Genomic DNA, 22198 nt, shown 5'->3' with positions numbered 1-22198 from the left:
GACCTATGTTAGGTTGTATATGAAGGCTCTATGAGTTTTTGGCAAAAACTGTTCAATGCAGATGAACAATATAACGAACACAAGAACCAAACTTCTTGCGTTGAAAATGATTGTTCATGCAAAACCAATGAACAACTGTTGGATGCTTTAGTTAAAGCAACAGATGAAGATGTCATTAAAGGCATCAAGAAAGTACTGATTTCTCGAGGTTACAGCCGCAAAGAATTACTTGCGATGATCAAGCCACCGATCCAATAAAAATAAGTCCTCCCTAATCTCTTTCTATTAAGAGATTAGGGTCTTCAGTGTTACATGCATTTCTCTCTATTCACTTCTGCAACAATTGGCCCTAAATTAAAAGTTTTATCATGGCGTTTGGTTTGTGCTGAATACACACTGGAAATCGAGCCATCTAAATACAATGCATTGTCTATTTTCAACTGCTGCTTAAAAAACTGGGCAAATTGATAAAAACTGATACGTTGCTGTGAAATCACAAAATACAACTGATTACCTTTAACACCCACCCCATTTCTAATTTTTAATGAATTCGAGTCAGCAATAAACTGGCTGTTGATTTTCCCGTGATAGACCAACATTGGCCCTGACTGTGTTGCAAATTTTGCTTTAAATTGATCATGCGTATAATCAGCAGTGGTTTTAATCACAGCCTGTTGGTCATTCCAAGCAACTACACCATTAGGCTGCATAAAGAAATTACCAAAGCCCTTCGCGACATTAAGCTTAGCCAACTCCTTGCCATTTTCGATATACAATCCTACGGGTTGAAAATCTGCATGATACATTCCTGCATTCATTGCAAAATTAAGCTCCTCACAAGCAGATAGCTCTTTTTGGATAGCTGCAAACTTCTGATAATAACGATTGCTCTGAGGTTGCTTTAAAAATAGTTGCAACTGATTTAGATGCTCAACTTTAATCACATCATATTTTTGTTGATTCAATTGCAAGGTTTCATGCTGCATTGCATACACAGACGAACTCGCTAAAAATGCAAACGATAGGAAAAACCATTTTTTCATCATAAATACGAAGTTAAGCCTAGATTTACTTCATTGTCCCATAGCAAGGCATACTGCAAAATAGCAGATACAAACACCACACATAATCATGAACTGGACACTGCAAATAGGCTCGATTGATTCACATTTTTTCACTAAAATAATAGTGTAAATACAATAACCTTGTATCAGCATGCAGCAAAAACATCCGCGTTTCCCAATTGGCGCACACCTCATCGTAAAACACTTTGGTTATAGTCACCACGGCATTTATGCAGGCCGTGGACGAGTCATTCATTATTCTGGTTTTGCCCATATTTTTAAAAAGCATCCGATTGAAATGACGTCTATCCAGCGTTTTGCACGTGATAAGCCAATTTATATCAGGAATTATCAATCTCCACGCTACCAAGCCAAAACTGTGGTACGGCGTATGCGTTCACGTATGCATGAAAATCACTACCACCTCATCATTAACAACTGTGAACACTTATGTACTTGGGCGATTACAGGAATTGAATCCAGCACTCAAGTTGAACGTATGCAGCGTCGCCTTGCGACTATAGGTTACGTCAGCTCAGTTATGAGTTATATGAATGGGTTGATGCTCACAGTAGCAACGGCATGCTTTGCAATCGTGTTATACATTAAAATGATGCTGCGTCGGCAAGCTAAGAAATCGGTACCAGCCTACTTACAACTCAAACAAAAGCATTCAAAGAAATAACCATCAACTTCTCTCAACTCAAAACCTCTTTTTAATATCATGATTGATTTTTAATTCAACTTGCATTAATATTTTCTTCGGTACATATCGTATCGCATCCATATCGAGGGTTTTATGTTGGAGATAGCAGTAATCTGGTAACTAAATTTCAATAGCACATTGAAATTGGTTATCTGCGCGATTTTTTGGGCTTTAAGCCTAACTTTGCCTCTGATTATTTCTATCTGGATAACAACATGAACTTATCTAAGTCCGAACAACGGACACTGCACGTCTTAGCAAAAGGCGGAAAAATCGTAAAACTTCGTAATGACTCAGGTCAAATCATCGCTGTAGAGTGCTATAGCCGAGAAGGTTTCTTGCTGTCCGATTGCGACCTTGCCGTTTTTAACAAGCTAAGAAAGAAAAAACTGATTAAATCCATTAATGGACAGCCCTATCAAATTAATTTACATGGGCTTAGATCAGTACGCCCACAGTTAGACAATCGTTAACACACAACCATCGGTTTGGATAAATCCTTGGTTGTACTTAGATGATGTCTATCAATCTAATCTTAGATCGGGTTTATCCAAATTACATATGGTTTATTTTGAGAAAGAAAATGGAACTAGACGTAATTCAAAACCGCTTAGCTTTTTTACGAGAAGCGGAAAAACTAAAAAATGTGCTGCGATTTTCACATACTTCCAATGGTCGCCAAGAAAGTACCGCTGAACATAGTTGGCGTTTATGCTTAATGGCGATGATTTTTGCAGATCAATTTAAAGACATTGATTTGGAGAAATTACTAAAAATGTGTTTAATTCATGATCTTGGCGAAGCCATTCATGGTGATATTCCAGCCATTCTGAAAGATCAATTTCCAACTAAGAATCAGCAGGAAAAACAGGATTTTTATCAATTAACCGAATGTTTAGATGATAAACCTCAAATATTGATTCGATCACTCTGGCAAGAATATGAAGATGCAAAAACACCAGAAGCAAAAATCGTTAAGGCACTAGATAAGCTAGAAACGATCCTTCAACACAATCAAGGAATCAACTCACCTGATTTTGATTATGAATTTAACTTAAGTTATGGAGAGAAATATACAAATGATTCTCCACTACTCAAACAAATTCGAGCAATTTTAGATCAGGAAACACAAGAGAAAATGAAGATGAATATGCACATTCGCGATGAAAACCCATCTGACATTCAAAGCATTTTTGATTTAACCCAAGCTGCTTTTGCAACAGAAGAGCATTCAAGCCATACCGAGCAATTTATTGTGAATGCTTTACGTGATTCCAATCAGCTCATGCTTTCCTTAGTCGCGGATTGTAACAATAAGATTATTGGTCATATTGCCTTTTCACCCGTGCAGATTTCTGATGGCACAACTGGTTGGTATGGACTTGGTCCGATCTCGGTACTTCCAGAATATCAAGGTCAAGGAGTAGGTTCTAAACTGATGCATGCTGGTATCGAAGCGCTTAAAGATTTGGATGCGGTTGGTTGTGTTTTATTAGGTGAACCGCAGTATTACGGCCGATTCGGTTTCAAAGCAGATTCAAGACTGGTATTAGCTGGTGTCCCTGCCGAATATTTCCAGATCTTGCCATTTACAGAAGATGTCCCGACAGGTGAAGTGGTTTATGCGGATGCATTTAATGCCACAGCATAATTCCACAGACTAAATCACATGAAAGTAGAAGTTCGTATCGAATCGATGTGAACTTCTATTCTTTCAACAAGACAAAATCGTGACTTCTGAAGCGTGCAAGACTGCCTCAAATGTCTCTGCATACCCTGCAATCAACTCAGCTTTATCCGCTCCATTAATGATTCGCCGAGCACCTATATAATCTTTCTTATTTTGGCAGATGTAATCAGACAATTTCTTACCGGTAAACATCCCTTTTTTCATTCCAACAATCATGACACGAGCTGCAATATCCGCTTGTAAAGCCAGTTTCGGATTTTTCACTAAATCAATTTTTAAGTAATCCCCCATTCGCTTATAGTTTGCCAACCATGTCAGTTGTACATAGCCATAGCCGATATAGGGATAATATTGCTTAGACTTTAGATACTTTTCTGAACCATATTCAATCACGGGTTGCATCGTTTTAGCCGTTTCGTGCCAAGCCGTTGCCAAGATATAAGCGGCTTGGGCAGATGTGATCGCCCCATCTTCATCAAGCACTGAAACCAGAAAATTGATTCCATCGACCTGCAACTGACTTAATTTTCCAAATGTGTGGCGCAAAATATCGAAACCGTCTTGTGTTATTTTCATGTCATTTTCCTCTTTATAATAAAAAACCGCCCGAAGGCGGCATTGGATTGTTTTTTCTTTAGAATTTGTCTTTAAAGTCTTTCACCTCTTTTGCTACATCCAAAATGGTTGAATCTTCTCGTGCATTAATATAATTAAAGGTCCAACGAATAATCGCCCATACTGGCAAACCACAAAGAAAGTACAGACCTCCCAAGGCAAATGCGCCATATGGGTTTTGACTCCACTCTTGCAAGCCAAAATGCTGAATCACAAAAGCACCTCCGGCAATGCTGCCAACTGCTGTTGAAATGAGTGAAACCACCCATTCACGTCGAGACTTGGGTAACCGTGTCATAATCACAACCATCCAAGCCAAAAACATAAAAGTGAGTGCCATCATGACAATAAAAAAAACTCCATAAGATTTAATTACGGCTGCAATCCCTGCACCCGTTGAAACAAACTCTGTCATTATTTTTCCTCCATAAATAGAAAGGCCCTAACTTATTCAAAGTTAAGGCCTCGATTGACATTTTAAGCAAAACCACATAACCGACTACTCTCAATTCATTTTGATCACCATTGCTTAATTATTTAATTTAAATTCATACTATTGTGGATAATGCGTCATCCAACTTTGCTGAGCATGAAACTGCACAAAATCACCTGCGTTCACTTGTAAGCCCAAGATTTCACCTTTACTGGTTAAGTGATAATAGATATTGTCTTCAAGTGCTGATGGCATTTTATAATCCAAGCTGACATAGGCCTCTCGCAGATCAAAATCCAGTTGCTTTAAATCTTCTTGTGCAACAATGTGATAATACTTCGGCAATTTTAGGGAATTGGTTGAATGCCACTCTCCAACAAGTTCATAGTCAACATAGACCTTCATCGATTGAGAGCCAGTAATCTCAAAGGTCACAATTGGGTTTTCTGAGGGGTTAGCTTCAATAAAAGTGACGTTATTCAGACTATTATATTCGCCCAAAGTCACCACAAATTTATCATCCAAAAAATAGCTATGAATGACAAATCCACGCTCAACTTGGTTTAACTTCACCTGATGTTCAGGTTGCTGATCCACACCTAAAATGACAATTGACCGTTGCGCTGTATTTGCGCTGCTAAAAGAAAATTGACCTTTCTGTGCTTGGAAATAAGCAGATAAAGATACTTGGCACGCATCCTTCACTTTGACAGAACCTAATTGAGCATTCCCTTCAATATATGCAGTCGCTGTGAGATCAGCTGTTGTTTGCATAATCGCAGGCACAATCTCGGCATAAGAAAGAATATCTAAGTGTTTAATGGAGAAAGTGCCTAGCAGCATTTTATTTGTACAATTCATTTTAATCACCTTCAGTTATTTTCGGCTTTAAGCCGCCATCAATAGACAACAACCAACAATCTGTAGATATAAAAAAACTCGGCATCAATAAGAAACCGAGTTTTTAGGCAATAAAAAAGCCCATCTATCAAATGAGCTTTTTAATTATGATCGAAAATTTTATATTACGACCAGTGTAATAAAACTATAACTTAGTTTCCTAAAAAATGGAATCATTAAATCACTAGCTCTTTGTAAATATTTCTTTCCTTAATTTTCTTAAAACTAATGTATGAATACTAAAATTAATAGACCTCAATCAAAGTTCATTCACTAAATCATTTATATACGCTTTTTGATATCATTCTTATTTAGAACTAAAAAGGTTTACACAATATTTGTAGTTTTCCTCTTTGCTTACATGCCCTCCAACATGGACACATGAGCAAAAATTTTCCATCTAATTGTATTTTATTGATTTAGAAATATCAACATCATAGCATCTAGAATCTAATCGAACAGGCTTCCTCGGAAACAATGAATTCGAGCTATATATTGAATAGAAAATTCCGCCGCAGACAATAACGATTAAAGTCAAAATGGGTGAATGTTTTTTTAACATTAATAGCCTCCTTCTTCTTAGATATATTTATATTATCCACATATTAAAAGCCCACATAAAAATGAGCTTTTAATCAAGAATATTTTAACAGCAAAATTAGAATAAATATAATTATGAAGTTGACAATTACATCTATAAAATATCATGCCTTCATTATTTTATAAGTATCATTCCTATATTTTTCTATTGCAATTTCTGCTTCTTGAATTGCATTTTCAAGCACATTTATGAGTTTAATCTCATAACATTTCCATGTCTTTCTATAACAATCAAGACTCATTTGATGGCGGCTGATCCCAGCATAAGCCAAACGTCCTTTTGCAGTATAGTTTTCCTCTAAATCAGGATCTAATACAAAATCCAATACCATCCGTGCTATCAATTCTGCCAAATGGTACATCGCAATACGTTCAGGCTCTCGTTTTTTATCTTGTACGGCTTGCTCAATAAATACTTTAGCCAAATGTTGACGGACATCGTCATAGTCTTGCTTGCTTTTATGTTCGAACACAATCAATGCCGTGACCGACTTTGCCAATTGGCTTTGCATTGAGGCAATCACACCCAAACGATCTTCATAACTCAAGGTTCTCTCACCTGTACCACGCACAAAAGGCTCTAAATTTGGTGAACGCAAGCTTAGCCCCTGCATTAACCATTCAAATTTTTCAAACTTTGCTACATTTGCATTCATAACTTCACCTCTTATTGATTTATATATTTTGTGATTTAGCGATCATTGTATTTGTTGCGTTTAGTGATACTTTTCTCTCGCTTCAACAATATTCATGGCCTGATGAATTTCTTCAAATCGAGCTTTAGTACAGGGCCGAGTTGCACTTTTGATTTGGGAAATATAACTATGTGCACAGCCCAAAATACCCACCAATGCTTTTGCCCGTCCCTTATGCGCATCCAACCACTGACTAAACATCTGAATTTGGGCATCTGTTGCCTGATTGGCGATTCTTATACTTTTCTTTAATTCTTTTTGGGTTTTTTCTGGTGATACAAATTTAGTCATATGATTTGGCCTTGCTTTCAAGCGCTGCTCATATGTATTTTGGATCTTTGTGATTACATTGCCTTGAGCCAACCATGCTTCAATTTCCGCATCAAGATTTTGCTTAATATGCATGTTTGGATTGATTGTCTTGTTCATGCCGCACCTCCAGCATTTAACCTAATGAATAAGACAATTATATTAGTAAACTAATATTTATTCAATAAGAATACTAATTTGACTTCACATTAGCTTGCTAATATTCTTAATCTATTGATTTAAGGTGCATTAAAATGCTTAAAGATCGGCTCAAAGAAGCAAGAAAAAAAGCCAAGAAGTCTCAAAAAGATGTGGTTGCTGCTGTCGGCATTACACAATCTGCACTTAGCCAGCTTGAAACAGGACTGGTAAGCTCATCATCACATTTGCCTTCGATTGCTAATTTTCTAGGTGTAGATGCTTATTGGTTACAAACGGGTCAAGGGCATGCCACACCGAAAGAATCTGGTCATGAAGATACTTCAAATATCTCCCCTGTAAAAGCCAATATGGCTCCAGTACTCTCCTGGGTCCAAGCGGGCGTTTTTACCAATGTGGAATCGGTTGATATCACACAAGTTGAAGAATGGCTGCCATTGCCAGATGATTGCGATCACTGCTTCTATTTAAAAGTACAAGGTCTCAGTAATTATCCTGTTTTTCATGAGGGTGATTACATCTTGGTTGATCCAACCGTGCAATATAGTGATATGCAGTCAGGTGACATGATTGTGGTGAGAAAGCATGAAGATGCAACATTTAAGCGCCTAGTGATCGAAACTGATAATTCAAGATATCTGCAAGCACTGAATCCAGAATTCAAACCCAACATCATTCCACTGGATGAAGAATGTATTTTTGTCGGTGAAGTGGTCGATTCCATTCGCTATATTTACCAATCCAAACGTCGATCGAAGATCAAACATAGCTAATGGATAAAGGCTTATTTATTAGTATTCTTATTCAAAGCTAATATTAGTAGGTTAATTATTTATACCATCAAACAAATTCATATAAAAAAGCCTAGATGATCTAGGCTTTTTTGTTCAACGTCATATTACTTCGCAGCAGTTGCTTCAGTTGTAATATTGACAGTGATCTTATCCCCTACGTTCGGAACGTAGTTACCGATACCGAATGCAGAACGGTTAAAGCTTGTTGTTGCATTAAAACCAATTGCAGGTACTTTCGCCATTGGATGCTCGCCTTGTTTATTCAGTACAGCATCTAATACCACAGGTTTAGTCACACCTTTAACAGTTAAATCACCCGTGATTTTGAAGTGTTTCTTGTCTTTGGTTTCTACTTTAGTACTTTTGAAGGTAATGTTTGGATATTTCGCAGCATTAAACCAAGCTTCTTCTTGGAACTCTTTATCCAAAGCAGCAACATTGGTATTTACGCTGCTTAAAGGAATAATCACTTCTACAGATGAATTTGCAGGTTTTGCATTATCAACTTTAATCGTACCTTGGATGTCAGTGAAATTTGCACTTGGTGTAGAGAAACCAAAGTGATTCCAGCTGAATACGGTCGCAGTATGCGTTGGGTCAATTTTATAGTCGACTGGCGCAGCCAACGTTACAGAACTCGCTAAAGCGACTACTAAACCGAGGCTTAATGTTTTAAATTGCATTTTTCGTATCCTTGTTTGATATAGTGATTAGTGTATAGATCATGTATTTTTATTCACTAGTCTTTATAAAACGATATGTTTCACCAGTGCAACAATAAAAGCGTTACAGCGCTTATCAAAAATCAATATCATAAGACCATTCGATACTGGACAATTGATCAGCAAGATCACATGATCAATGGGTATATTTTGATTTAGATACTTCACGATAAACAACAAGGTAAAACATGACACATACAGCACAAGCACTCAGTACAACAACACCTTATCGCGTTACATTGACAGATCCTGCTGGCCATACTTGGTATGCAGATGAGCCTGCAGATAAAGGTGGTCAAGATACTGCACCCAACCCTGTTCAGTTGGTACTTTCAGCTTTAGGGGCGTGTACAACGATTACTTTAGAAATGTATGCCAATCACAAAGGGATTAAGCTTGATCATGTTCAGGTTGATTTAGCCTTAAATCCCAATGGTGAACCAGAATCAGGTCACAACAATATTGAACGTAAAATTATCTTAAAAGGTGAATTTACCGAAGATCAGCATAAACGTTTATTAAAAGTTGCTGAAAGCTGCCCAATTCATAAATTGTTAACGTCAAATATTTCGATTCAGAGTGAATTAAGTATTGGCTAAGTAGCCCTTACACTAAATTTCAATCACATTCGTATACCATTCCAATGAGCCACTCATCGAAATATCTATTGCTCGGTCGACAATATTTGTGAGCTCATTTGGAATAAATGAATATAAATTTTCCCCATCGAAATGAATCCAAAATTCAGGTGGTGGAGTGTCAGAACCATCTATAAACCCACCTGTTTCGTTTTCACCTAAACAGTCAAACATTGATGAGTGCACATCAAATACTAATATTTTGCCCTTTAACTTTGTCCAACTTGGTAAGTGATGATATTTAACTCGAGCTTGAATAGCCTCTTCAAAATAAGTCTGCATACGATAAGCATAATCACCACCACCCAATGTTTGATCACCTTTTCCATTTTTGAAACGTTCTTGTAATGCGCGAAATAAAAAATTATATTGTGCGCACTGCCAAAACATTTCTTTTTTATTTAAATTTTTCAAATACCTATATTTAATATCATTTAATATTTCATCAAAAGCATGAAGTTCGAATTCCGTCCTCATCACAATACCTCAATCTATTAAATTTCAATAAAGTACCACTGATCAGCTATATAATTAGCTGCTTCATCATTTGGATCAATATAATGAATATGTATTCCTCATGTGATCAGGAATTTGTAGCCTCCAATTTTTGGCCAAACTTAGCCTGTCCGCTAAAAGATATTGGGGATCATAAGAACCTGCCGATAAGGTATGGGCATTAAAATAATCTTCATCTAAATATAAACAAATTTCACTAGCAAACATATCTGGTTGCACAATAACACACGCCACTTTACAGAATTTTAGTCCTTGAGGTTTTGCTTCAATTAAATACTGACAAGCATTCATAAGATATTGAGCACACTCAGCCTTTATTTCTTGTTGAGCGTGTTTTCCTTGAACCATATTCATGGGTACAGGTATCTTCCAATTATAATAATGCAAACCGCTCATTTTTATATTCCATTTAATCATCATAAAAAAAGCGCCCTTAATCAGGACGCTTTTTTATACGACTTAATTCAATTAAGCAGTCAATTCTTTAACCGCAGCAACAACCGCTTCAGTGGTGATACCGAAGAATTGGAACAAGTCTTTTGCTGGCGCAGATTCGCCGTAAGTGGTCATACCGATCACTTTGCCGTCTAAACCAACAAACTTCCACCAGTAATCCACATGAGCCGCTTCAACCGCTACACGTGCACGGATATGCGCAGGCAATACCGCTTCACGATACGCAGCATCTTGCTTCATAAACTCTTCAGCACATGGCATAGACACTACACGCACACCTTCAAGTTGTGCATATGCTTCCATTGCCAATGAAACTTCTGAACCTGTTGCAATGATGATTGCCTTCAATTCACCTTTCTCTTCAGCAAGTACATAACCACCTTTTGCAGCGTTTTGAATTTGAGCTTCATTACGTGCTTGGAATGGTAAGTTTTGACGAGAGAAAATAAGTGCAGATGGACCATCTTTACGTTGAAGAGCAGACTTCCAAGAAATTGCAGCTTCAACTGTATCACATGGACGCCATGTATTTAGGTTCGGTGTACCACGTAACGATGCAATTTGTTCAATTGGTTGATGCGTAGGACCATCTTCACCCAAACCGATCGAGTCATGCGTATAAACATGAATCACACGTTGCTTCATCAATGCAGACATACGTACTGCATTACGCGCATATTCCATAAACATCAAGAATGTTGCAACGTAAGGAACGAAACCACCGTGTAAAGCCACACCATTCGCAATTGCAGTCATACCGAATTCACGAACACCGTAATACACGTAGTTACCCGCTGGGTTTTCTTGTACGCCTTGGCAACCTTTCCAAAGCGTTAAGTTAGAACCCGCCAAGTCAGCAGAACCACCTAATAATTCAGGAAGTAATGGACCGAATGCCTGTAAAGTATTTTGGCTTGCTTTACGTGTTGCAATGGTTTCTGCTTTTGCATTTGTTTCAGCAATGAATGCATCTGCTTGTGCAGCAAATTCAACAGGTAAATCACCATTAATACGACGTAATAATTCAGCTGCGTCAGTTGGATATTTTGCTTGGTATTGAGCAAACAATTCATTCCAAGCTGCTTCAGAGGTTTGACCTTTTGCTTTTGCATCCCAAGCTGCATAAACATCTTCAGGGATAACAAATGAATCTTCTTTCCAGCCTAATGCTTCACGAGTTAAAACGATTTCGTCTTTACCCAATGGCGCACCGTGGCAATCTTCTTTACCTTGTTTATTTGGTGAACCTAGACCAATAATCGTTTTACAGATGATAATGGTTGGTTTATTAGTTTCAGCTTTTGCTTCTACAGTCGCTTGACGGATTGCATCAGCATCATGACCATCTACACGAAGAACTTGCCAGCCATAAGCTTTGAAACGTTGTTCAGTATCATCGCTGAACCAACCTTCTACTTCACCATCAATTGAAATACCATTGTCGTCATAGTACGCAACAAGTTTACCAAGACCCAAAGTACCTGCAAGTGAACATACTTCGTGAGAAATACCTTCCATCAAGCAGCCATCACCTAAGAAACAGTAAGTGAAGTGATCAACAACATTTAAACCGTCTTTGTTGAACTGCGCTGCCAAAGTTTTTTCAGCTAATGCAAAACCAACTGCATTTGCAATACCCTGACCTAATGGGCCAGTTGTTGTTTCAATACCAGGTGCATAGCCATATTCAGGGTGACCTGGTGTTTTAGAATGTAATTGACGGAATTGTTTTAAATCTTCAATAGATAACTCATAACCAGTCAAATGCAATAATGCATATTGCAACATTGAACCATGACCATTCGACAATACGAAACGGTCGCGGTTCGCCCATTGTGGGTTCGTCGGGTTATGATTTAAAAATTCACGCCAAACAACATCAGCGATATCTGCCATCCCCATTGGTGCACCTGGATGCCCTGAGTTTGCTTGTTGCACAGCATCCATTGCCAAGACACGAATTGCATTTGCAATACGACGTTCATTTAAAGGGGTTGTCATAAGTCAGAATCCGATTAAATCAAATAAGATGAGAGAAGATGAGAAATCATCTTTCAAAAGATGCGACTATTGTCTTAAAAAAACGCCAGTGGGTAAAGTCCAATACACGATATTTCTTATTTTTCACGCATTCATTTGGGATTCTGGGAGCAAATGTTCATGTGATAGACAACACACTTCTTCGCTAGACACAATTTTAGGCCCTAAATTACAGATTTATTCATATAAAAAGGCATTAATATCAGTTTCCCTGATACACATATCAATAAAAACATAATGAAAATGAAATAAATTCATGCTTTTTAGTCAGCTTATGCTAGTCCTCTGCGTCAAGTCGATGTAACATACTCTGTCTTTTTGAAAATACCAATGATAGGACGTTCATGCGCGAGTATGCTGTTTTTACTTCAGAATCTGTAAGCGAAGGTCATCCAGACAAAATGGCTGACCAAATTAGCGATGCAATTTTAGATGCAATCCTAAAAGAAGACCCGTATGCGCGTGTCGCTTGTGAAACATTAGTAAAAACAGGTGCGGTTGTTCTTGCTGGTGAAATCACAACAACAGCAAATGTGGACTTTGAAGCGATTGTACGTCAAACCGTAAATGGTATTGGCTATCACCATTCTGATTTAGGTTTTGATGGTTCTACCTGTGCCGTCATCAACATGATCGGTAAACAATCTCCTGAGATTGCACAAGGTGTTGACCGTCAAAAGCCAGAAGATCAAGGTGCTGGCGACCAAGGTTTAATGTTTGGTTATGCAAGCCGTGAGACTGATGTTCTCATGCCTGCTCCTATCTCTTATGCGCACCGTTTAATGGAGCGTCAAGCAGAATTACGTCGTTCAGGTACATTACCGTGGTTACGCCCAGATGCGAAAAGCCAAGTGACATTTGCTTATGAAAATGGCAAACCTGTTCGTTTGGATGCAGTTGTATTATCAACACAACACGATCCTGAAATCTCTCAAATTCAGCTTAAAGAAGCGATTATTGAAGAGATCGTTAAGCCAATCATCCCAGCTAAAATGTTCCATGCAGGCACTAAATTCCATATCAACCCAACAGGTATGTTTGTAATTGGCGGCCCTGTAGGTGACTGTGGTTTAACTGGTCGTAAGATTATTGTAGATACTTATGGCGGTATGGCACGTCATGGTGGTGGTGCTTTCTCTGGTAAAGATCCATCGAAAGTTGACCGTTCTGCTGCTTATGCGGGTCGTTATGTGGCAAAAAACATTGTTGCTGCTGGTTTAGCAGATAAATGTGAAATCCAAGTAAGTTATGCAATCGGTGTAGCAGAGCCAACATCGATCTCTATTAATACCTTCAATACAGGTAAAGTATCAGATGAGTTGATTATTCAACTTGTACGTGAACACTTTGACTTACGCCCGTATGGTATTACACGTATGTTGAACCTGATTCAACCGATGTATAAGCAAACTGCAGCTTATGGCCACTTTGGCCGCGAAGGTTCAGACTCTGCCTTTACTTGGGAAAAAACAGATAAAGTTGAAATCCTTAAAGATGCAGCTGGATTGTAATCCATAGTGCTCTTCTATAAAAAAGCTCGCAAATGCGAGCTTTTTTATTTACCCCAAAATTATTTAGCAGAATCTGTATTATCTTGCTTAAACATCTCAAACAGTGAATTGCTTTGAACGGGCTGATCTTCTTGATGATGTTGCGTATACAAATGCGCAAGCTTAATAACAACGACAACGGCTAGACATGCGGCAACACAGAACATCCATAGACCATACGGACTACGGATATGATGAGAGCCACAATGTGGACACTCTTTATCAGTTGATGCAACAACCTTGTCACAACATGCACAATGATATTGATATAACATCATTAATTCCTCCTACCACTTATTTTTTATTTTCTTTTTACAACAATTTCAAATGTTGCACTTTTATCCTATGAAAAAAAAACTGAGAATTCAATCTAGTTTTCTGACCTATTCATTCAAATTAACAATTTTTTATGACAATTTGATTAGAATCTCGATTTTAAACAAATCTTTAAGTTCTTAATATTATTTTGATCTTTCACATAATTTGATAAAATAATCTTTTGAAACTGTGGAATACATCATGACCGAATTAATTAATAAAGGTGGATTTCGAGAACGTGCAAATCGTAGCCGTAAATACAAACAGTCCGAAAATGAGATTACAACTCTTCAACCAAGCCACTATCAGCCACAAAACAAAGAAGCCGATCTGCCTGCCACTCCAGAACCAGCTCAGAATCCACAAGAGCAAAAAGATAAGACATAAAAAAGCACACGCTATTGGTGTGCTTTTTTAAACCAATTGAAATCAGTTTACGTCTTTAAACTCAATTTTCTTTTGATCAGGTTTTACTTCACGCGCTTCGCCATCAATAATGGTTGAGTCTCTATATTGACCACCACCTTGTTGATTCTGCATATCCTGCATCTGACGCATCAGATCAGCAAATGGGTTCTGCCCTGCAGCACTACCAGCGCCCATGCCTCCCATCATTTTATCCATCATGGCTTGCTGACGTTTTGCCATCGTTTTCATCAATGCATTACGAAACGCCGTTTGAACAGGTGGAATTAAAACCAACACTGCCAATACATCAGAAATTAAACCAGGAACCATCAATAGAAAACCAGACATCGCTAGCGCCAATTTCTTGGTGACTGCTGGATCACCGCCTAATTGGCCTGTCATCTGCATTTGCTGCAATTGAGGCATGATGCTCGATGTACTTGAACGAACCATATTCAAGCCAATGAAGAATGCGATAATGAACCAGAAAAAGACATACCACATACTTCCAACGAGGTCACCCACGCCAATCCAAACTAAAACTTCGGCAATTGTGCCAAATACCACGATAAGAAGTAGATTCATGTCAAATCTCGAAAATTAAAACCTTGTGCAATCTTGAAGAATCAATCCTGACACAACAAATAAAATAAACTCAATAATCTAATTGATGGGTACATTTCTCAATTTATCAAGTCTGATATGATAGCTTGTATAAAAAAGCTCCCAATTAAATTTGATCTAATTGAGAGCCTCAATAATCTCTATCGATTAGCCACAAGTCGCTTGGATAATCTTCTTAGACTGCGGATCAATCGTTACTGTTACACGATTTTCACGATAATCCATAGTAACAGGCTGATTTGGTCCTACACTGCGAACAATCTCAGACTTAGTTTTTTGTTTGATTTGATCTTCGCTTAATCCAGACTGACCAATTAACTTTGTCGCTTCATCTGCTAGGCATTTTGGCTGACTTGCGCGGAACAACTCCCACTCTTCAACTACTTGTCCATTTGGTAACTTACAGTACCCAACCTGACCATTGGCTTCATTTTTAATTTCCAACTGACCACCTTGCTCTACGCAATATTTGCTTGCAGGGTTCGCCATACCAATTTTTGGCGGGGTCATATCTTTATTTGGTGTTGCTGAACACGCCGCCAATGAGGCTACAATTGCACCTAAGAGTAAGATCTTTTTCATAATTTGAATTCTGATAAAGTGAAAAGGCAAAGATAACAAAATAATGTCGATTATTATGTCTATGATTTGAAACAAAAAGAACTTAGGCGAAAAAGCATGGGCTGCATAAGGATGTAACCCATACTTTTTCACTCACAAACTTATCCAATAGAATAAAGATACGCTTATTGAATAATGATGTATTCCAACCGAATAGCCTGATCAATCAAGTAATGCTCTTTGATAATATAAAAGTAAGGTCGTGTATCCACCCACTCATCCATTGCCATAATAGCTTGCGTGTACCCCGTTGCCGCTGAAAAATCTTTAACTTGTATAATATCCATGGACTTCATCCTTTTTTATTTAGCCTAACATATTATATTTATTCATATATAGAACAAATTGAAGTCGAATAAGTCATTTATACACCACTCATCTTTCAAGCTTAAGAAACATAAAAAATGTCTCACAGGGTGGAGACATTTTTTATTAGAAATGAAGAAAATCGAATATTAAAACGAAACCATTTTGCCAGGATTGAGCATTCCAGTAACACCATACCAACCTTTTGACATTGGAATCGCTAAGGGCGCCAATAAACGACCAAATAAAATATCGTTGTGCTGAATTTTAGTGAGCATTGCATAATCGGTGTTCTTAGCTGAAAAATCATCTGCAATTGCTTTACCTATACGGACGGTTTGCGCCACACCATGCCCACTCCAACCATGTACCGCATAAATTGGAAATTTATTGCCAAATTTTCGATTATCAGTTGCGCCATTCATAGTCAAATCACTGACACCACTCCAGCAAAAGTCCATTTCGACATTTTCAAGCTGCGGAAAAACTTTATTAATTCGGCCTAATAAATATTGATTCATTCTGCCTACTGCCCAACTTATGCCTGTACCTTGCCCACCAAAAAGCAATCTATTCTTAGAAACACCACGATAATAATCAATCTGTAATTGCGTATCGTAGACAGGATGATCGTGTGGTAATAATTCAGTCATTGGCATGTCTAATGGCGCCGTAACTGCAATATAAGTATGAAATGGAATTGCTGTTTGTTTCTTTTCAGGGAGTAACTTAAATGCATTGTGATGTACTGCAATCACGACACTTTTACGTGCTTTAATCACACCCGATGCCGTCTGTACATAAACTCCATCAGCTTGTTCAGCGATCGACAATACTTCCGTTTGTTCAAACACCCGCCCGCCATTCTTACAGAAGCCATGTGCCAAAGCACGGTTAAGTGCCAATGGATGAATATGGCCACCCAAGTTATCGACCAAACCACCTTTATACAGGTTGGACTTGATCAACTCTTTTAATTCATACTCACCCACCACTTTCGTGTGATCCTCACCCAAATATTTCCGAGCATCTGCACCTTGAGTCAAGGCAATCAAATGTCCCTCATGTACCGCAGCGGTAATATGTCCACGTTTACGTGCCAAATTTACAGCATACTTTTCAGCAATTTGATCAATTAAAGACATTGCTTCCGTAGAGGTAAAATGCCAAAGTCTCTTGGCATCTTCATAACTAAAGCGCTTAATCATCTCCTCAGCTTCCCAACGCGCCAAACCTGGAGTAAGCTGCCCACCATTTCGACCTGATGCTGCGGAGCCAATGCGATTCTTTTCAACCAGAATCGTATCAACACCCTGCTCAGCCAAATGCAATGCTGTTGAGGCACCTAACAATCCACCACCGATCACAACAACATCACATTCTTGATCTGCTGATAAAGCATCAAAACAATGCCAGTCCTCTAAAGAACTCTCATAATAGTTTGCAGGATGATCAAATTGACCGTGTTTCGGATTAACCCAATTCCACTCACTCGAATTTTTATATGCTTTACTTTCTTTAAAAACAACATCATCTAAATGCGCTGGTTTCTCTATGTCACCAAACATTCTAAATTCACCTAAAACAATTTTTTACCGATTAATGCAAGCAGCTTATCGCAGAAAAATTGAGTAACAAAACCAGAATCTTTCAATAATTTTGATAGGTATATCCGTAGCCGAACATTCCATCAATATACTCAGATTATGAAAACCAATTAAATTTGATGTGCCCAGATCTTCAAGCATCGACGATAAAAATGAGGTGATTCAATAAAAATCAATAATTGAAATTAAAAAAGCACCCGAAGGTGCTTTTCTCTCTTATAGGCTAGTTGCAATCAATACCACAAAGCTGAATAACAATGTACCTAAAGATCTCTTGCAATGTACATGAACTTCTTGCTCAAACCCTTGAGCATACGGCTCCAAGTTTTCCATAACTTTAACGCTCATTAAATGTACTACACTTATTAATTTGCCTAACAAATCAATAGGAATAAATTAGCAAAAAGTCGTATATCTCGCTAGTGCAATTCTTCAACCAAATGGTGAATTTATGACAAAAATCGACACTTAATACAAAATAATTTTAAAAAAGAGCCTGCTTTACATCAAGACATAAAAAAAGCCCACCAAAGTGAGCTTTTTTTTTAAATATCGCGCTTAGTTTTAAGCAACGACAGTAATACCACTTGCTTGAGGGCCTTTTTTACCTTCAGTAATTGTAAAAGACACACGTTGACCTTCATGTAGTACTTTGAAACCACTGCTTTGGATTTCGCTGAAATGAGCAAAAACGTCTTGTCCAGAGTCTGCATGAATAAAGCCAAAACCCTTAGTTTCGTTGAACCACTTAACTGTACCAGTCACAGTATTAGACATATATTTAAACCTATTTTAAAAAATTTGGGGCGCTTAGCAGCGAGCAACTTGGAATCATAAACTCTGAGAGGAAATCTGATAAAACGAAAGGTTTATCTACAACTATATGAGATGCAAGATTTTCTGAATCAACAGCGTTATTCTTCTAGTTAGCTTTCACTATACACGACTTTACATTTTTCACGCAATCTCTATCTATCAATCCTACTCCCTACGTCTTTTTTCCGCAGGTTATTCAAGACTACGAATAAACAGAAAATAATTTTTCTAATTAATTTTCATACACTTAAATTTAAATATTTTCATCTAAATTCTAAATTATGATTTTTATATAAATTTTTAACATATTATTTCATTTTCTTTTACTCTCAAATATTCGCTATCTTCACTCAGTTCAAATTGTTTTAGCCACAAAAAAAGCCCACTGTTGTGAGCTTTTTTTTCACTGGTCTAAAGTAATTAGATAACAGTAATTAGAGTTGCTTGTGGGCCTTTTTTACCTTGACCAAGAACAAACGAAACGCGTTGGCCTTCATTCAATACTTTGAAGCCCTTGCTTTGGATTTCGCTGAAATGAGCAAAAACATCTTCGCCAGAGTCAGCTTGAATAAAACCAAAACCTTTAGTTTCGTTGAACCACTTAACAGTACCAGTAACTGTATCAGACATACCTTTAAACCTTTTAAACTTTGTTCATTTATGAATTAAATCAAAATTTTTACATCATGATTTAATACAATCTATCCTTATTGAATAGATACTACAAGTATGTGAACCATTTATGTCAATCGATAAAGTTGATTAACATCGGTATAAAAGCTTTTCCCGTCCAAATTAAAGTCAATTTCTTGACCTGATTCCAACAGGATCTTCTTTCCTACTTCTACCCATTTAAAACCATTCAGCGTATTTTGCTGACGCTTTAAAGGGATGATTCTCACACAAATTTCATTGCCATTACTGGCTTTGGCTACACGCCATTCATTAATAATTTTCAACACAAAATCACTCATTTCTGAGCTCAAGTGATCGATTTTGATTTACTATAACACTAGATAGATGAGAGAGGATAGCTACATTTCTAGAATCTAATAATTTTTAGCTTTATTTAGGGTTATTTCAGCTAACTTTATTACTGTCTATTCTTTTTAGACAGTAACCTTAAATACATCACAGAGCATAACTAATTTAATTCGGTTGGTAGCGGGAGCTGGATTTGAACCAACGACCTTCGGGTTATGAGCCCGACGAGCTACCAGACTGCTCCATCCCGCACCGACGAGTTAGCTTTATACGCACATCTTCCCCACAATGCAAATTATTTTTATAAAAATCGCTTAATTTATCAATTAATGTCTAAATTACACACAAAGTGATCAAAACTCACTCTTATTCAATGGGCCTGAGTTAATCTTGCAAATGAGTTCTCAATTTTCAGATATTCAATAAATCAATTAAGATTCGTTCAATAAAACAACTATTTCTTTATAATTCAAAATTCTACAAAAATATTATGCAGTAAAAAGCCCATTATGTAACAATATCATCACCCTTTCATTTATATAGTGCTGCATGTCATTAATTATTGGTATTGACCCTGGTTCACGCTTAACAGGTTATGGAATTATCGAAAAAGATGGCAATAAGCTGCGGTTTGTTGATGCAGGAACCATTCGTACTGAAACACAAGAAATGCCTGAACGTTTGAAACGTATTTTTGCGGGTGTCGAACGTATCGTTAAATTTCATGGTCCAACAGAAGCAGCGGTCGAACAAGTATTCATGGCACAAAACCCCGATTCGGCTCTTAAGCTCGGTCAGGCCCGTGGTGCGGCAATTGCTGCACTGGTGAATCTAGATTTACAAGTCGCAGAATACACAGCACGTCAAATCAAGCAGTCTGTTGTCGGTTACGGCGCAGCAGAAAAAGAACAAGTTCAGCTCATGGTGATGCGTTTGCTTAATTTAACCATCCAACCTCAAGCGGATGCAGCAGATGCGCTTGCCGCAGCAATTTGTCATGCTCATGCGTCAGGTAGTATGAGTAAAATGGCAGTACTCAATGCTTTAGGTGGTATGGCACGCGGCCGTAGCCGTTCGAGTAGCAGACGCCGTTAAACCTTTTGATTCACGACTTTATATATCATTTTTGCCATGTCATGCGCTTGTAATCCCCTCATACCCTTTTCAGCCAGCAGATCGCCTGCCTGTGCATGTAGGCTGACGATCTCATGCAATGCAATCTGTTGATGAAATTGAGCTTTTAAACTGGCAATCATACCTGCCAGCACATCTCCCATTCCTCCAGTTCCCATTCCAGCATTACCCTGCGTACAAATAAATAATTGTTCTTCTAAAATTAAACTACCTGCACCTTTCAACACCCATTTCCCTGCATATTTTTGTTGTAACTGTTGAATGGCAGCGATACGGTCTTGTTCTATATCCGCAGCAGTACACCCCAAGAGTGTTGCTGCCTCACCTGAATGTGGCGTTGCATAGAGATGCTGGTTTAATTGTTGCGGATGCTTGGCCAGAAACCACAAGCCATCTGCATCAAGTACAACCTCTAAATGTGAGTTTAGCTTGAGTAAATCAAACCATTGTAAATATATTTGCTCTGCCCATTCATCTCGACCTAAGCCCATACCAAAACAGACTGCATCCACTTGCATTAATAGCTGCTGAATGGCTTGCTGATCTAAGGCATTAATGTCTCGCACCATAATATTTGGTGAACGTGCCAAAATGGCTTGATGATGTTTTACATGACAAATGACACTGACTTTACCAGCTCCTGCATGAAACGCCGCTTCAGCCGCCATAATCACTGCACCGCCCATGTCTGCATGACCACCAACAACAAGCACATGCCCATAATTACCTTTGTGTCCAAAGGCTTGACGCTTGGGTAAAACGATTTTTTCAGGTGACAGATAAGCAAGTGGTTTTAATTCTTGGTCAATCGGAATCAAACTCAGCAAATGTAGTTTCCCCACATATTGCTTAGCTTGACCCGTAAACAAACCTGCTTTGTAGCCTAAGATCGTAAAGGTTTGATCGGCTTGTACTGCGCAAGGCAAAGCTTGTCCTGTATTGGCCTGTAAACCACTAGGAATATCGATTGAGACTTTTAAGCCTGTTTGTGCATTATACAATTGAATAATTTCTTGCCAGTTTGGATCTAGCATTCGGTTGAGACCAATGCCAAATAAAGCATCAATATGACAATCAAAAGTGGGCAGTTCTTGATGGACAGCATTTTCAGATAAAAGATAATCAACACTTTGAATATCGACTTGATGAGACTGGGCAAAATCTGCGGCTTGTTTTAAATCCACGGATTGTCCGAGTTCTGTTGCAAATACCGTAATGCTAAATCCGTATTGCTTAAGAAACGCAGCAATATAATAGCCATCACCCGCATTATTACCCTGCCCGCACCAAACTGCGATCTTTTGAGTTTTATTTTGCTGAAATTGTTGCATTAACTGTTGTGTAATTGTCCAAGCCGCTTGCTGCATGAGCCCTAAAGATGAGTTTTGCTGAGCAAACCAACACTGCTCCCATGCTTGGATACTTCGGCTATGGTAAACTACAGCTTGCATGTTTTTCTCCTTATTATCGTTGGGGCTTAGGAAGTTAAGCAT

The 22198-nt window shown here is 38.0% G+C and carries 27 protein-coding genes, 1 tRNA gene and 1 pseudogene; 9 read left to right on the top strand and 20 right to left on the bottom strand.

Annotation, left to right across the window (positions count from 1 at the left end; translation table 11 throughout):
- Positions 1–30: 30 nt before the first annotated feature.
- Complete coding sequence (locus tag B2727_RS14690; RefSeq protein WP_004653128.1) at positions 31–258, top strand: hypothetical protein; 228 nt, start codon at positions 31–33, stop codon at positions 256–258.
- A 50-nt stretch (positions 259–308) separates the two neighbouring features.
- Here the strand turns inward: B2727_RS14690 and B2727_RS14685 are convergent, their stop codons facing one another.
- Positions 309–1046, bottom strand: a complete 738-nt coding sequence (locus tag B2727_RS14685) for a phosphodiester glycosidase family protein (protein ID WP_033133301.1) — start codon at positions 1044–1046, stop codon at positions 309–311.
- 169 nt (positions 1047–1215) lie between these two features.
- Here B2727_RS14685 and B2727_RS14680 point away from each other — a divergent pair, with 169 nt between their 5' ends.
- The 3 genes from B2727_RS14680 (at position 1216) to B2727_RS14670 (ending at position 3421) form a co-directional block, all read left to right on the top strand.
- Complete coding sequence (locus B2727_RS14680; protein WP_033133302.1) at positions 1216–1749, top strand: lecithin retinol acyltransferase family protein; 534 nt, start codon at positions 1216–1218, stop codon at positions 1747–1749.
- Between the two features lie 236 nt (positions 1750–1985).
- The gene (locus B2727_RS14675; RefSeq protein ID WP_005285282.1) at positions 1986–2243 is read left to right on the top strand and encodes a YjhX family toxin; all 258 of its coding nucleotides are present in this window, start codon (positions 1986–1988) and stop codon (positions 2241–2243) included.
- A gap of 110 nt (positions 2244–2353) precedes the next feature.
- A complete protein-coding gene (locus B2727_RS14670; RefSeq protein ID WP_081406942.1) occupies positions 2354–3421 on the top strand; it encodes a bifunctional HD family hydrolase/N-acetyltransferase in 1068 nt (355 codons plus the stop codon).
- A 63-nt stretch (positions 3422–3484) separates the two neighbouring features.
- Here B2727_RS14670 and B2727_RS14665 read toward each other — a convergent pair whose 3' ends face one another.
- From B2727_RS14665 to B2727_RS14645, 5 genes are all read right to left on the bottom strand, one after another.
- A complete protein-coding gene (locus B2727_RS14665; RefSeq protein WP_033133303.1) occupies positions 3485–4036 on the bottom strand; it encodes a chitinase in 552 nt (183 codons plus the stop codon).
- A gap of 58 nt (positions 4037–4094) precedes the next feature.
- On the bottom strand, positions 4095–4490 hold the full coding sequence (locus B2727_RS14660) for a hypothetical protein (protein ID WP_004807705.1): 396 nt from the start codon (positions 4488–4490) through the stop codon (positions 4095–4097).
- Positions 4491–4628: 138 nt separating this feature from the next.
- On the bottom strand, positions 4629–5369 hold the full coding sequence (locus B2727_RS14655) for a hypothetical protein (RefSeq protein WP_033133304.1): 741 nt from the start codon (positions 5367–5369) through the stop codon (positions 4629–4631).
- 743 nt (positions 5370–6112) lie between these two features.
- Positions 6113–6664 carry a hypothetical protein gene (locus B2727_RS14650; RefSeq protein WP_033133305.1) on the bottom strand — a complete coding sequence of 184 codons (552 nt, stop codon included), beginning with the start codon at positions 6662–6664 and terminating at the stop codon, positions 6113–6115.
- Between the two features lie 60 nt (positions 6665–6724).
- The gene (locus B2727_RS14645) at positions 6725–7132 is read right to left on the bottom strand and encodes a hypothetical protein (protein WP_033133306.1); all 408 of its coding nucleotides are present in this window, start codon (positions 7130–7132) and stop codon (positions 6725–6727) included.
- Between the two features lie 134 nt (positions 7133–7266).
- Between B2727_RS14645 and B2727_RS14640 the strand changes: the two genes are divergently transcribed.
- Positions 7267–7944 (top strand): LexA family protein, encoded by a 678-nt coding sequence (locus B2727_RS14640; protein ID WP_005316102.1) that lies wholly within the window; start codon positions 7267–7269, stop codon positions 7942–7944.
- A 125-nt stretch (positions 7945–8069) separates the two neighbouring features.
- On the opposite strand, the gene B2727_RS14635 is transcribed toward B2727_RS14640, so the two are convergent.
- Entirely contained in the window at positions 8070–8648 is a 579-nt protein-coding gene (locus tag B2727_RS14635) for a YceI family protein (protein ID WP_033133307.1), read from the bottom strand.
- Between the two features lie 227 nt (positions 8649–8875).
- Here B2727_RS14635 and B2727_RS14630 point away from each other — a divergent pair, with 227 nt between their 5' ends.
- Positions 8876–9286, top strand: coding sequence for an OsmC family protein (locus B2727_RS14630; RefSeq protein WP_033133308.1), 411 nt, complete (start codon positions 8876–8878; stop codon positions 9284–9286).
- Between the two features lie 12 nt (positions 9287–9298).
- On the opposite strand, the gene B2727_RS14625 is transcribed toward B2727_RS14630, so the two are convergent.
- From B2727_RS14625 to tkt, 3 genes and pseudogenes are all read right to left on the bottom strand, one after another.
- Positions 9299–9802 carry a hypothetical protein gene (locus B2727_RS14625; protein WP_033133309.1) on the bottom strand — a complete coding sequence of 168 codons (504 nt, stop codon included), beginning with the start codon at positions 9800–9802 and terminating at the stop codon, positions 9299–9301.
- Positions 9803–9819: 17 nt separating this feature from the next.
- Positions 9820–10222: pseudogene (locus B2727_RS14620) on the bottom strand (DUF3916 domain-containing protein); the annotation flags it as partial.
- Between the two features lie 87 nt (positions 10223–10309).
- Positions 10310–12298: a transketolase gene (gene tkt / locus B2727_RS14615; protein ID WP_033133310.1), complete on the bottom strand. Its 1989-nt coding sequence runs from the start codon at positions 12296–12298 to the stop codon at positions 10310–10312.
- 383 nt (positions 12299–12681) lie between these two features.
- Here tkt and metK point away from each other — a divergent pair, with 383 nt between their 5' ends.
- Complete coding sequence (gene metK / locus B2727_RS14610) at positions 12682–13848, top strand: methionine adenosyltransferase (protein ID WP_033133311.1); 1167 nt, start codon at positions 12682–12684, stop codon at positions 13846–13848.
- Between the two features lie 59 nt (positions 13849–13907).
- Here the strand turns inward: metK and B2727_RS14605 are convergent, their stop codons facing one another.
- The gene (locus B2727_RS14605) at positions 13908–14165 is read right to left on the bottom strand and encodes a hypothetical protein (protein ID WP_004807761.1); all 258 of its coding nucleotides are present in this window, start codon (positions 14163–14165) and stop codon (positions 13908–13910) included.
- Between the two features lie 241 nt (positions 14166–14406).
- Between B2727_RS14605 and B2727_RS14600 the strand changes: the two genes are divergently transcribed.
- Complete coding sequence (locus B2727_RS14600) at positions 14407–14592, top strand: hypothetical protein (RefSeq protein WP_004807762.1); 186 nt, start codon at positions 14407–14409, stop codon at positions 14590–14592.
- Between the two features lie 42 nt (positions 14593–14634).
- Here B2727_RS14600 and B2727_RS14595 read toward each other — a convergent pair whose 3' ends face one another.
- From B2727_RS14595 to B2727_RS14560, 8 genes are all read right to left on the bottom strand, one after another.
- Positions 14635–15198, bottom strand: coding sequence for an FxsA family protein (locus B2727_RS14595; RefSeq protein ID WP_033133312.1), 564 nt, complete (start codon positions 15196–15198; stop codon positions 14635–14637).
- A 186-nt stretch (positions 15199–15384) separates the two neighbouring features.
- Positions 15385–15819 (bottom strand): DUF333 domain-containing protein, encoded by a 435-nt coding sequence (locus B2727_RS14590; RefSeq protein WP_033133313.1) that lies wholly within the window; start codon positions 15817–15819, stop codon positions 15385–15387.
- A 164-nt stretch (positions 15820–15983) separates the two neighbouring features.
- Positions 15984–16145 carry a hypothetical protein gene (locus B2727_RS14585; RefSeq protein WP_005316127.1) on the bottom strand — a complete coding sequence of 54 codons (162 nt, stop codon included), beginning with the start codon at positions 16143–16145 and terminating at the stop codon, positions 15984–15986.
- A 168-nt stretch (positions 16146–16313) separates the two neighbouring features.
- Positions 16314–17732 (bottom strand): NAD(P)/FAD-dependent oxidoreductase, encoded by a 1419-nt coding sequence (locus B2727_RS14580; RefSeq protein WP_033133314.1) that lies wholly within the window; start codon positions 17730–17732, stop codon positions 16314–16316.
- A gap of 603 nt (positions 17733–18335) precedes the next feature.
- A complete protein-coding gene (locus tag B2727_RS14575; protein WP_004807774.1) occupies positions 18336–18548 on the bottom strand; it encodes a cold-shock protein in 213 nt (70 codons plus the stop codon).
- 459 nt (positions 18549–19007) lie between these two features.
- Complete coding sequence (locus B2727_RS14570) at positions 19008–19217, bottom strand: cold-shock protein (RefSeq protein ID WP_004653101.1); 210 nt, start codon at positions 19215–19217, stop codon at positions 19008–19010.
- Positions 19218–19327: 110 nt separating this feature from the next.
- On the bottom strand, positions 19328–19561 hold the full coding sequence (locus tag B2727_RS14565; RefSeq protein WP_004807776.1) for a hypothetical protein: 234 nt from the start codon (positions 19559–19561) through the stop codon (positions 19328–19330).
- A 185-nt stretch (positions 19562–19746) separates the two neighbouring features.
- Positions 19747–19823, bottom strand: a tRNA-Met gene (locus B2727_RS14560).
- A gap of 297 nt (positions 19824–20120) precedes the next feature.
- Between B2727_RS14560 and ruvC the strand changes: the two genes are divergently transcribed.
- Positions 20121–20666, top strand: coding sequence for a crossover junction endodeoxyribonuclease RuvC (gene ruvC, locus B2727_RS14555; RefSeq protein ID WP_004807778.1), 546 nt, complete (start codon positions 20121–20123; stop codon positions 20664–20666).
- Here the strand turns inward: ruvC and B2727_RS14550 are convergent.
- The gene (locus B2727_RS14550) at positions 20663–22156 is read right to left on the bottom strand and encodes a bifunctional ADP-dependent NAD(P)H-hydrate dehydratase/NAD(P)H-hydrate epimerase (protein WP_033133315.1); all 1494 of its coding nucleotides are present in this window, start codon (positions 22154–22156) and stop codon (positions 20663–20665) included. The genes ruvC and B2727_RS14550 overlap by 4 nt on opposite strands.
- Positions 22157–22198 lie beyond the last annotated feature (42 nt).

It is taken from the genome of Acinetobacter sp. UBA991 (assembly GCF_002292065.1).
Lineage (GTDB): Bacteria > Pseudomonadota > Gammaproteobacteria > Pseudomonadales > Moraxellaceae > Acinetobacter > Acinetobacter higginsii.
This window is presented reverse-complemented; position numbering and strand designations above follow the sequence as displayed.

What these genes read in the sequence shown, in the direction of transcription:
- B2727_RS14660 (WP_004807705.1), bottom strand. Translation starts at nt 4,490, where the DNA reads ATGACAGAGTTTGTTTCAACGGGTGCAGGGATTGCAGCCGTAATTAAA.
- B2727_RS14635 (WP_033133307.1), bottom strand. Translation starts at nt 8,648, where the DNA reads ATGCAATTTAAAACATTAAGCCTCGGTTTAGTAGTCGCTTTAGCGAGT.
- B2727_RS14575 (WP_004807774.1), bottom strand. Translation starts at nt 18,548, where the DNA reads ATGTCTAATACTGTGACTGGTACAGTTAAGTGGTTCAACGAAACTAAG.
- ruvC (WP_004807778.1), top strand. Translation starts at nt 20,121, where the DNA reads ATGTCATTAATTATTGGTATTGACCCTGGTTCACGCTTAACAGGTTAT.
- B2727_RS14655 (WP_033133304.1), bottom strand. Translation starts at nt 5,369, where the DNA reads ATGAATTGTACAAATAAAATGCTGCTAGGCACTTTCTCCATTAAACAC.
- B2727_RS14675 (WP_005285282.1), top strand. Translation starts at nt 1,986, where the DNA reads ATGAACTTATCTAAGTCCGAACAACGGACACTGCACGTCTTAGCAAAA.
- B2727_RS14650 (WP_033133305.1), bottom strand. Translation starts at nt 6,664, where the DNA reads ATGAATGCAAATGTAGCAAAGTTTGAAAAATTTGAATGGTTAATGCAG.
- B2727_RS14665 (WP_033133303.1), bottom strand. Translation starts at nt 4,036, where the DNA reads ATGAAAATAACACAAGACGGTTTCGATATTTTGCGCCACACATTTGGA.
- metK (WP_033133311.1), top strand. Translation starts at nt 12,682, where the DNA reads ATGCGCGAGTATGCTGTTTTTACTTCAGAATCTGTAAGCGAAGGTCAT.
- B2727_RS14580 (WP_033133314.1), bottom strand. Translation starts at nt 17,732, where the DNA reads ATGTTTGGTGACATAGAGAAACCAGCGCATTTAGATGATGTTGTTTTT.
- B2727_RS14550 (WP_033133315.1), bottom strand. Translation starts at nt 22,156, where the DNA reads ATGCAAGCTGTAGTTTACCATAGCCGAAGTATCCAAGCATGGGAGCAG.
- B2727_RS14570 (WP_004653101.1), bottom strand. Translation starts at nt 19,217, where the DNA reads ATGTCTGATACAGTTACTGGTACTGTTAAGTGGTTCAACGAAACTAAA.
- B2727_RS14625 (WP_033133309.1), bottom strand. Translation starts at nt 9,802, where the DNA reads ATGAGGACGGAATTCGAACTTCATGCTTTTGATGAAATATTAAATGAT.
- B2727_RS14685 (WP_033133301.1), bottom strand. Translation starts at nt 1,046, where the DNA reads ATGATGAAAAAATGGTTTTTCCTATCGTTTGCATTTTTAGCGAGTTCG.
- B2727_RS14565 (WP_004807776.1), bottom strand. Translation starts at nt 19,561, where the DNA reads ATGAGTGATTTTGTGTTGAAAATTATTAATGAATGGCGTGTAGCCAAA.
- B2727_RS14605 (WP_004807761.1), bottom strand. Translation starts at nt 14,165, where the DNA reads ATGATGTTATATCAATATCATTGTGCATGTTGTGACAAGGTTGTTGCA.
- B2727_RS14690 (WP_004653128.1), top strand. Translation starts at nt 31, where the DNA reads ATGAGTTTTTGGCAAAAACTGTTCAATGCAGATGAACAATATAACGAA.
- B2727_RS14585 (WP_005316127.1), bottom strand. Translation starts at nt 16,145, where the DNA reads ATGGATATTATACAAGTTAAAGATTTTTCAGCGGCAACGGGGTACACG.
- B2727_RS14630 (WP_033133308.1), top strand. Translation starts at nt 8,876, where the DNA reads ATGACACATACAGCACAAGCACTCAGTACAACAACACCTTATCGCGTT.
- tkt (WP_033133310.1), bottom strand. Translation starts at nt 12,298, where the DNA reads ATGACAACCCCTTTAAATGAACGTCGTATTGCAAATGCAATTCGTGTC.
- B2727_RS14670 (WP_081406942.1), top strand. Translation starts at nt 2,354, where the DNA reads ATGGAACTAGACGTAATTCAAAACCGCTTAGCTTTTTTACGAGAAGCG.
- B2727_RS14640 (WP_005316102.1), top strand. Translation starts at nt 7,267, where the DNA reads ATGCTTAAAGATCGGCTCAAAGAAGCAAGAAAAAAAGCCAAGAAGTCT.
- B2727_RS14590 (WP_033133313.1), bottom strand. Translation starts at nt 15,819, where the DNA reads ATGAAAAAGATCTTACTCTTAGGTGCAATTGTAGCCTCATTGGCGGCG.
- B2727_RS14680 (WP_033133302.1), top strand. Translation starts at nt 1,216, where the DNA reads ATGCAGCAAAAACATCCGCGTTTCCCAATTGGCGCACACCTCATCGTA.
- B2727_RS14645 (WP_033133306.1), bottom strand. Translation starts at nt 7,132, where the DNA reads ATGAACAAGACAATCAATCCAAACATGCATATTAAGCAAAATCTTGAT.
- B2727_RS14595 (WP_033133312.1), bottom strand. Translation starts at nt 15,198, where the DNA reads ATGAATCTACTTCTTATCGTGGTATTTGGCACAATTGCCGAAGTTTTA.
- B2727_RS14600 (WP_004807762.1), top strand. Translation starts at nt 14,407, where the DNA reads ATGACCGAATTAATTAATAAAGGTGGATTTCGAGAACGTGCAAATCGT.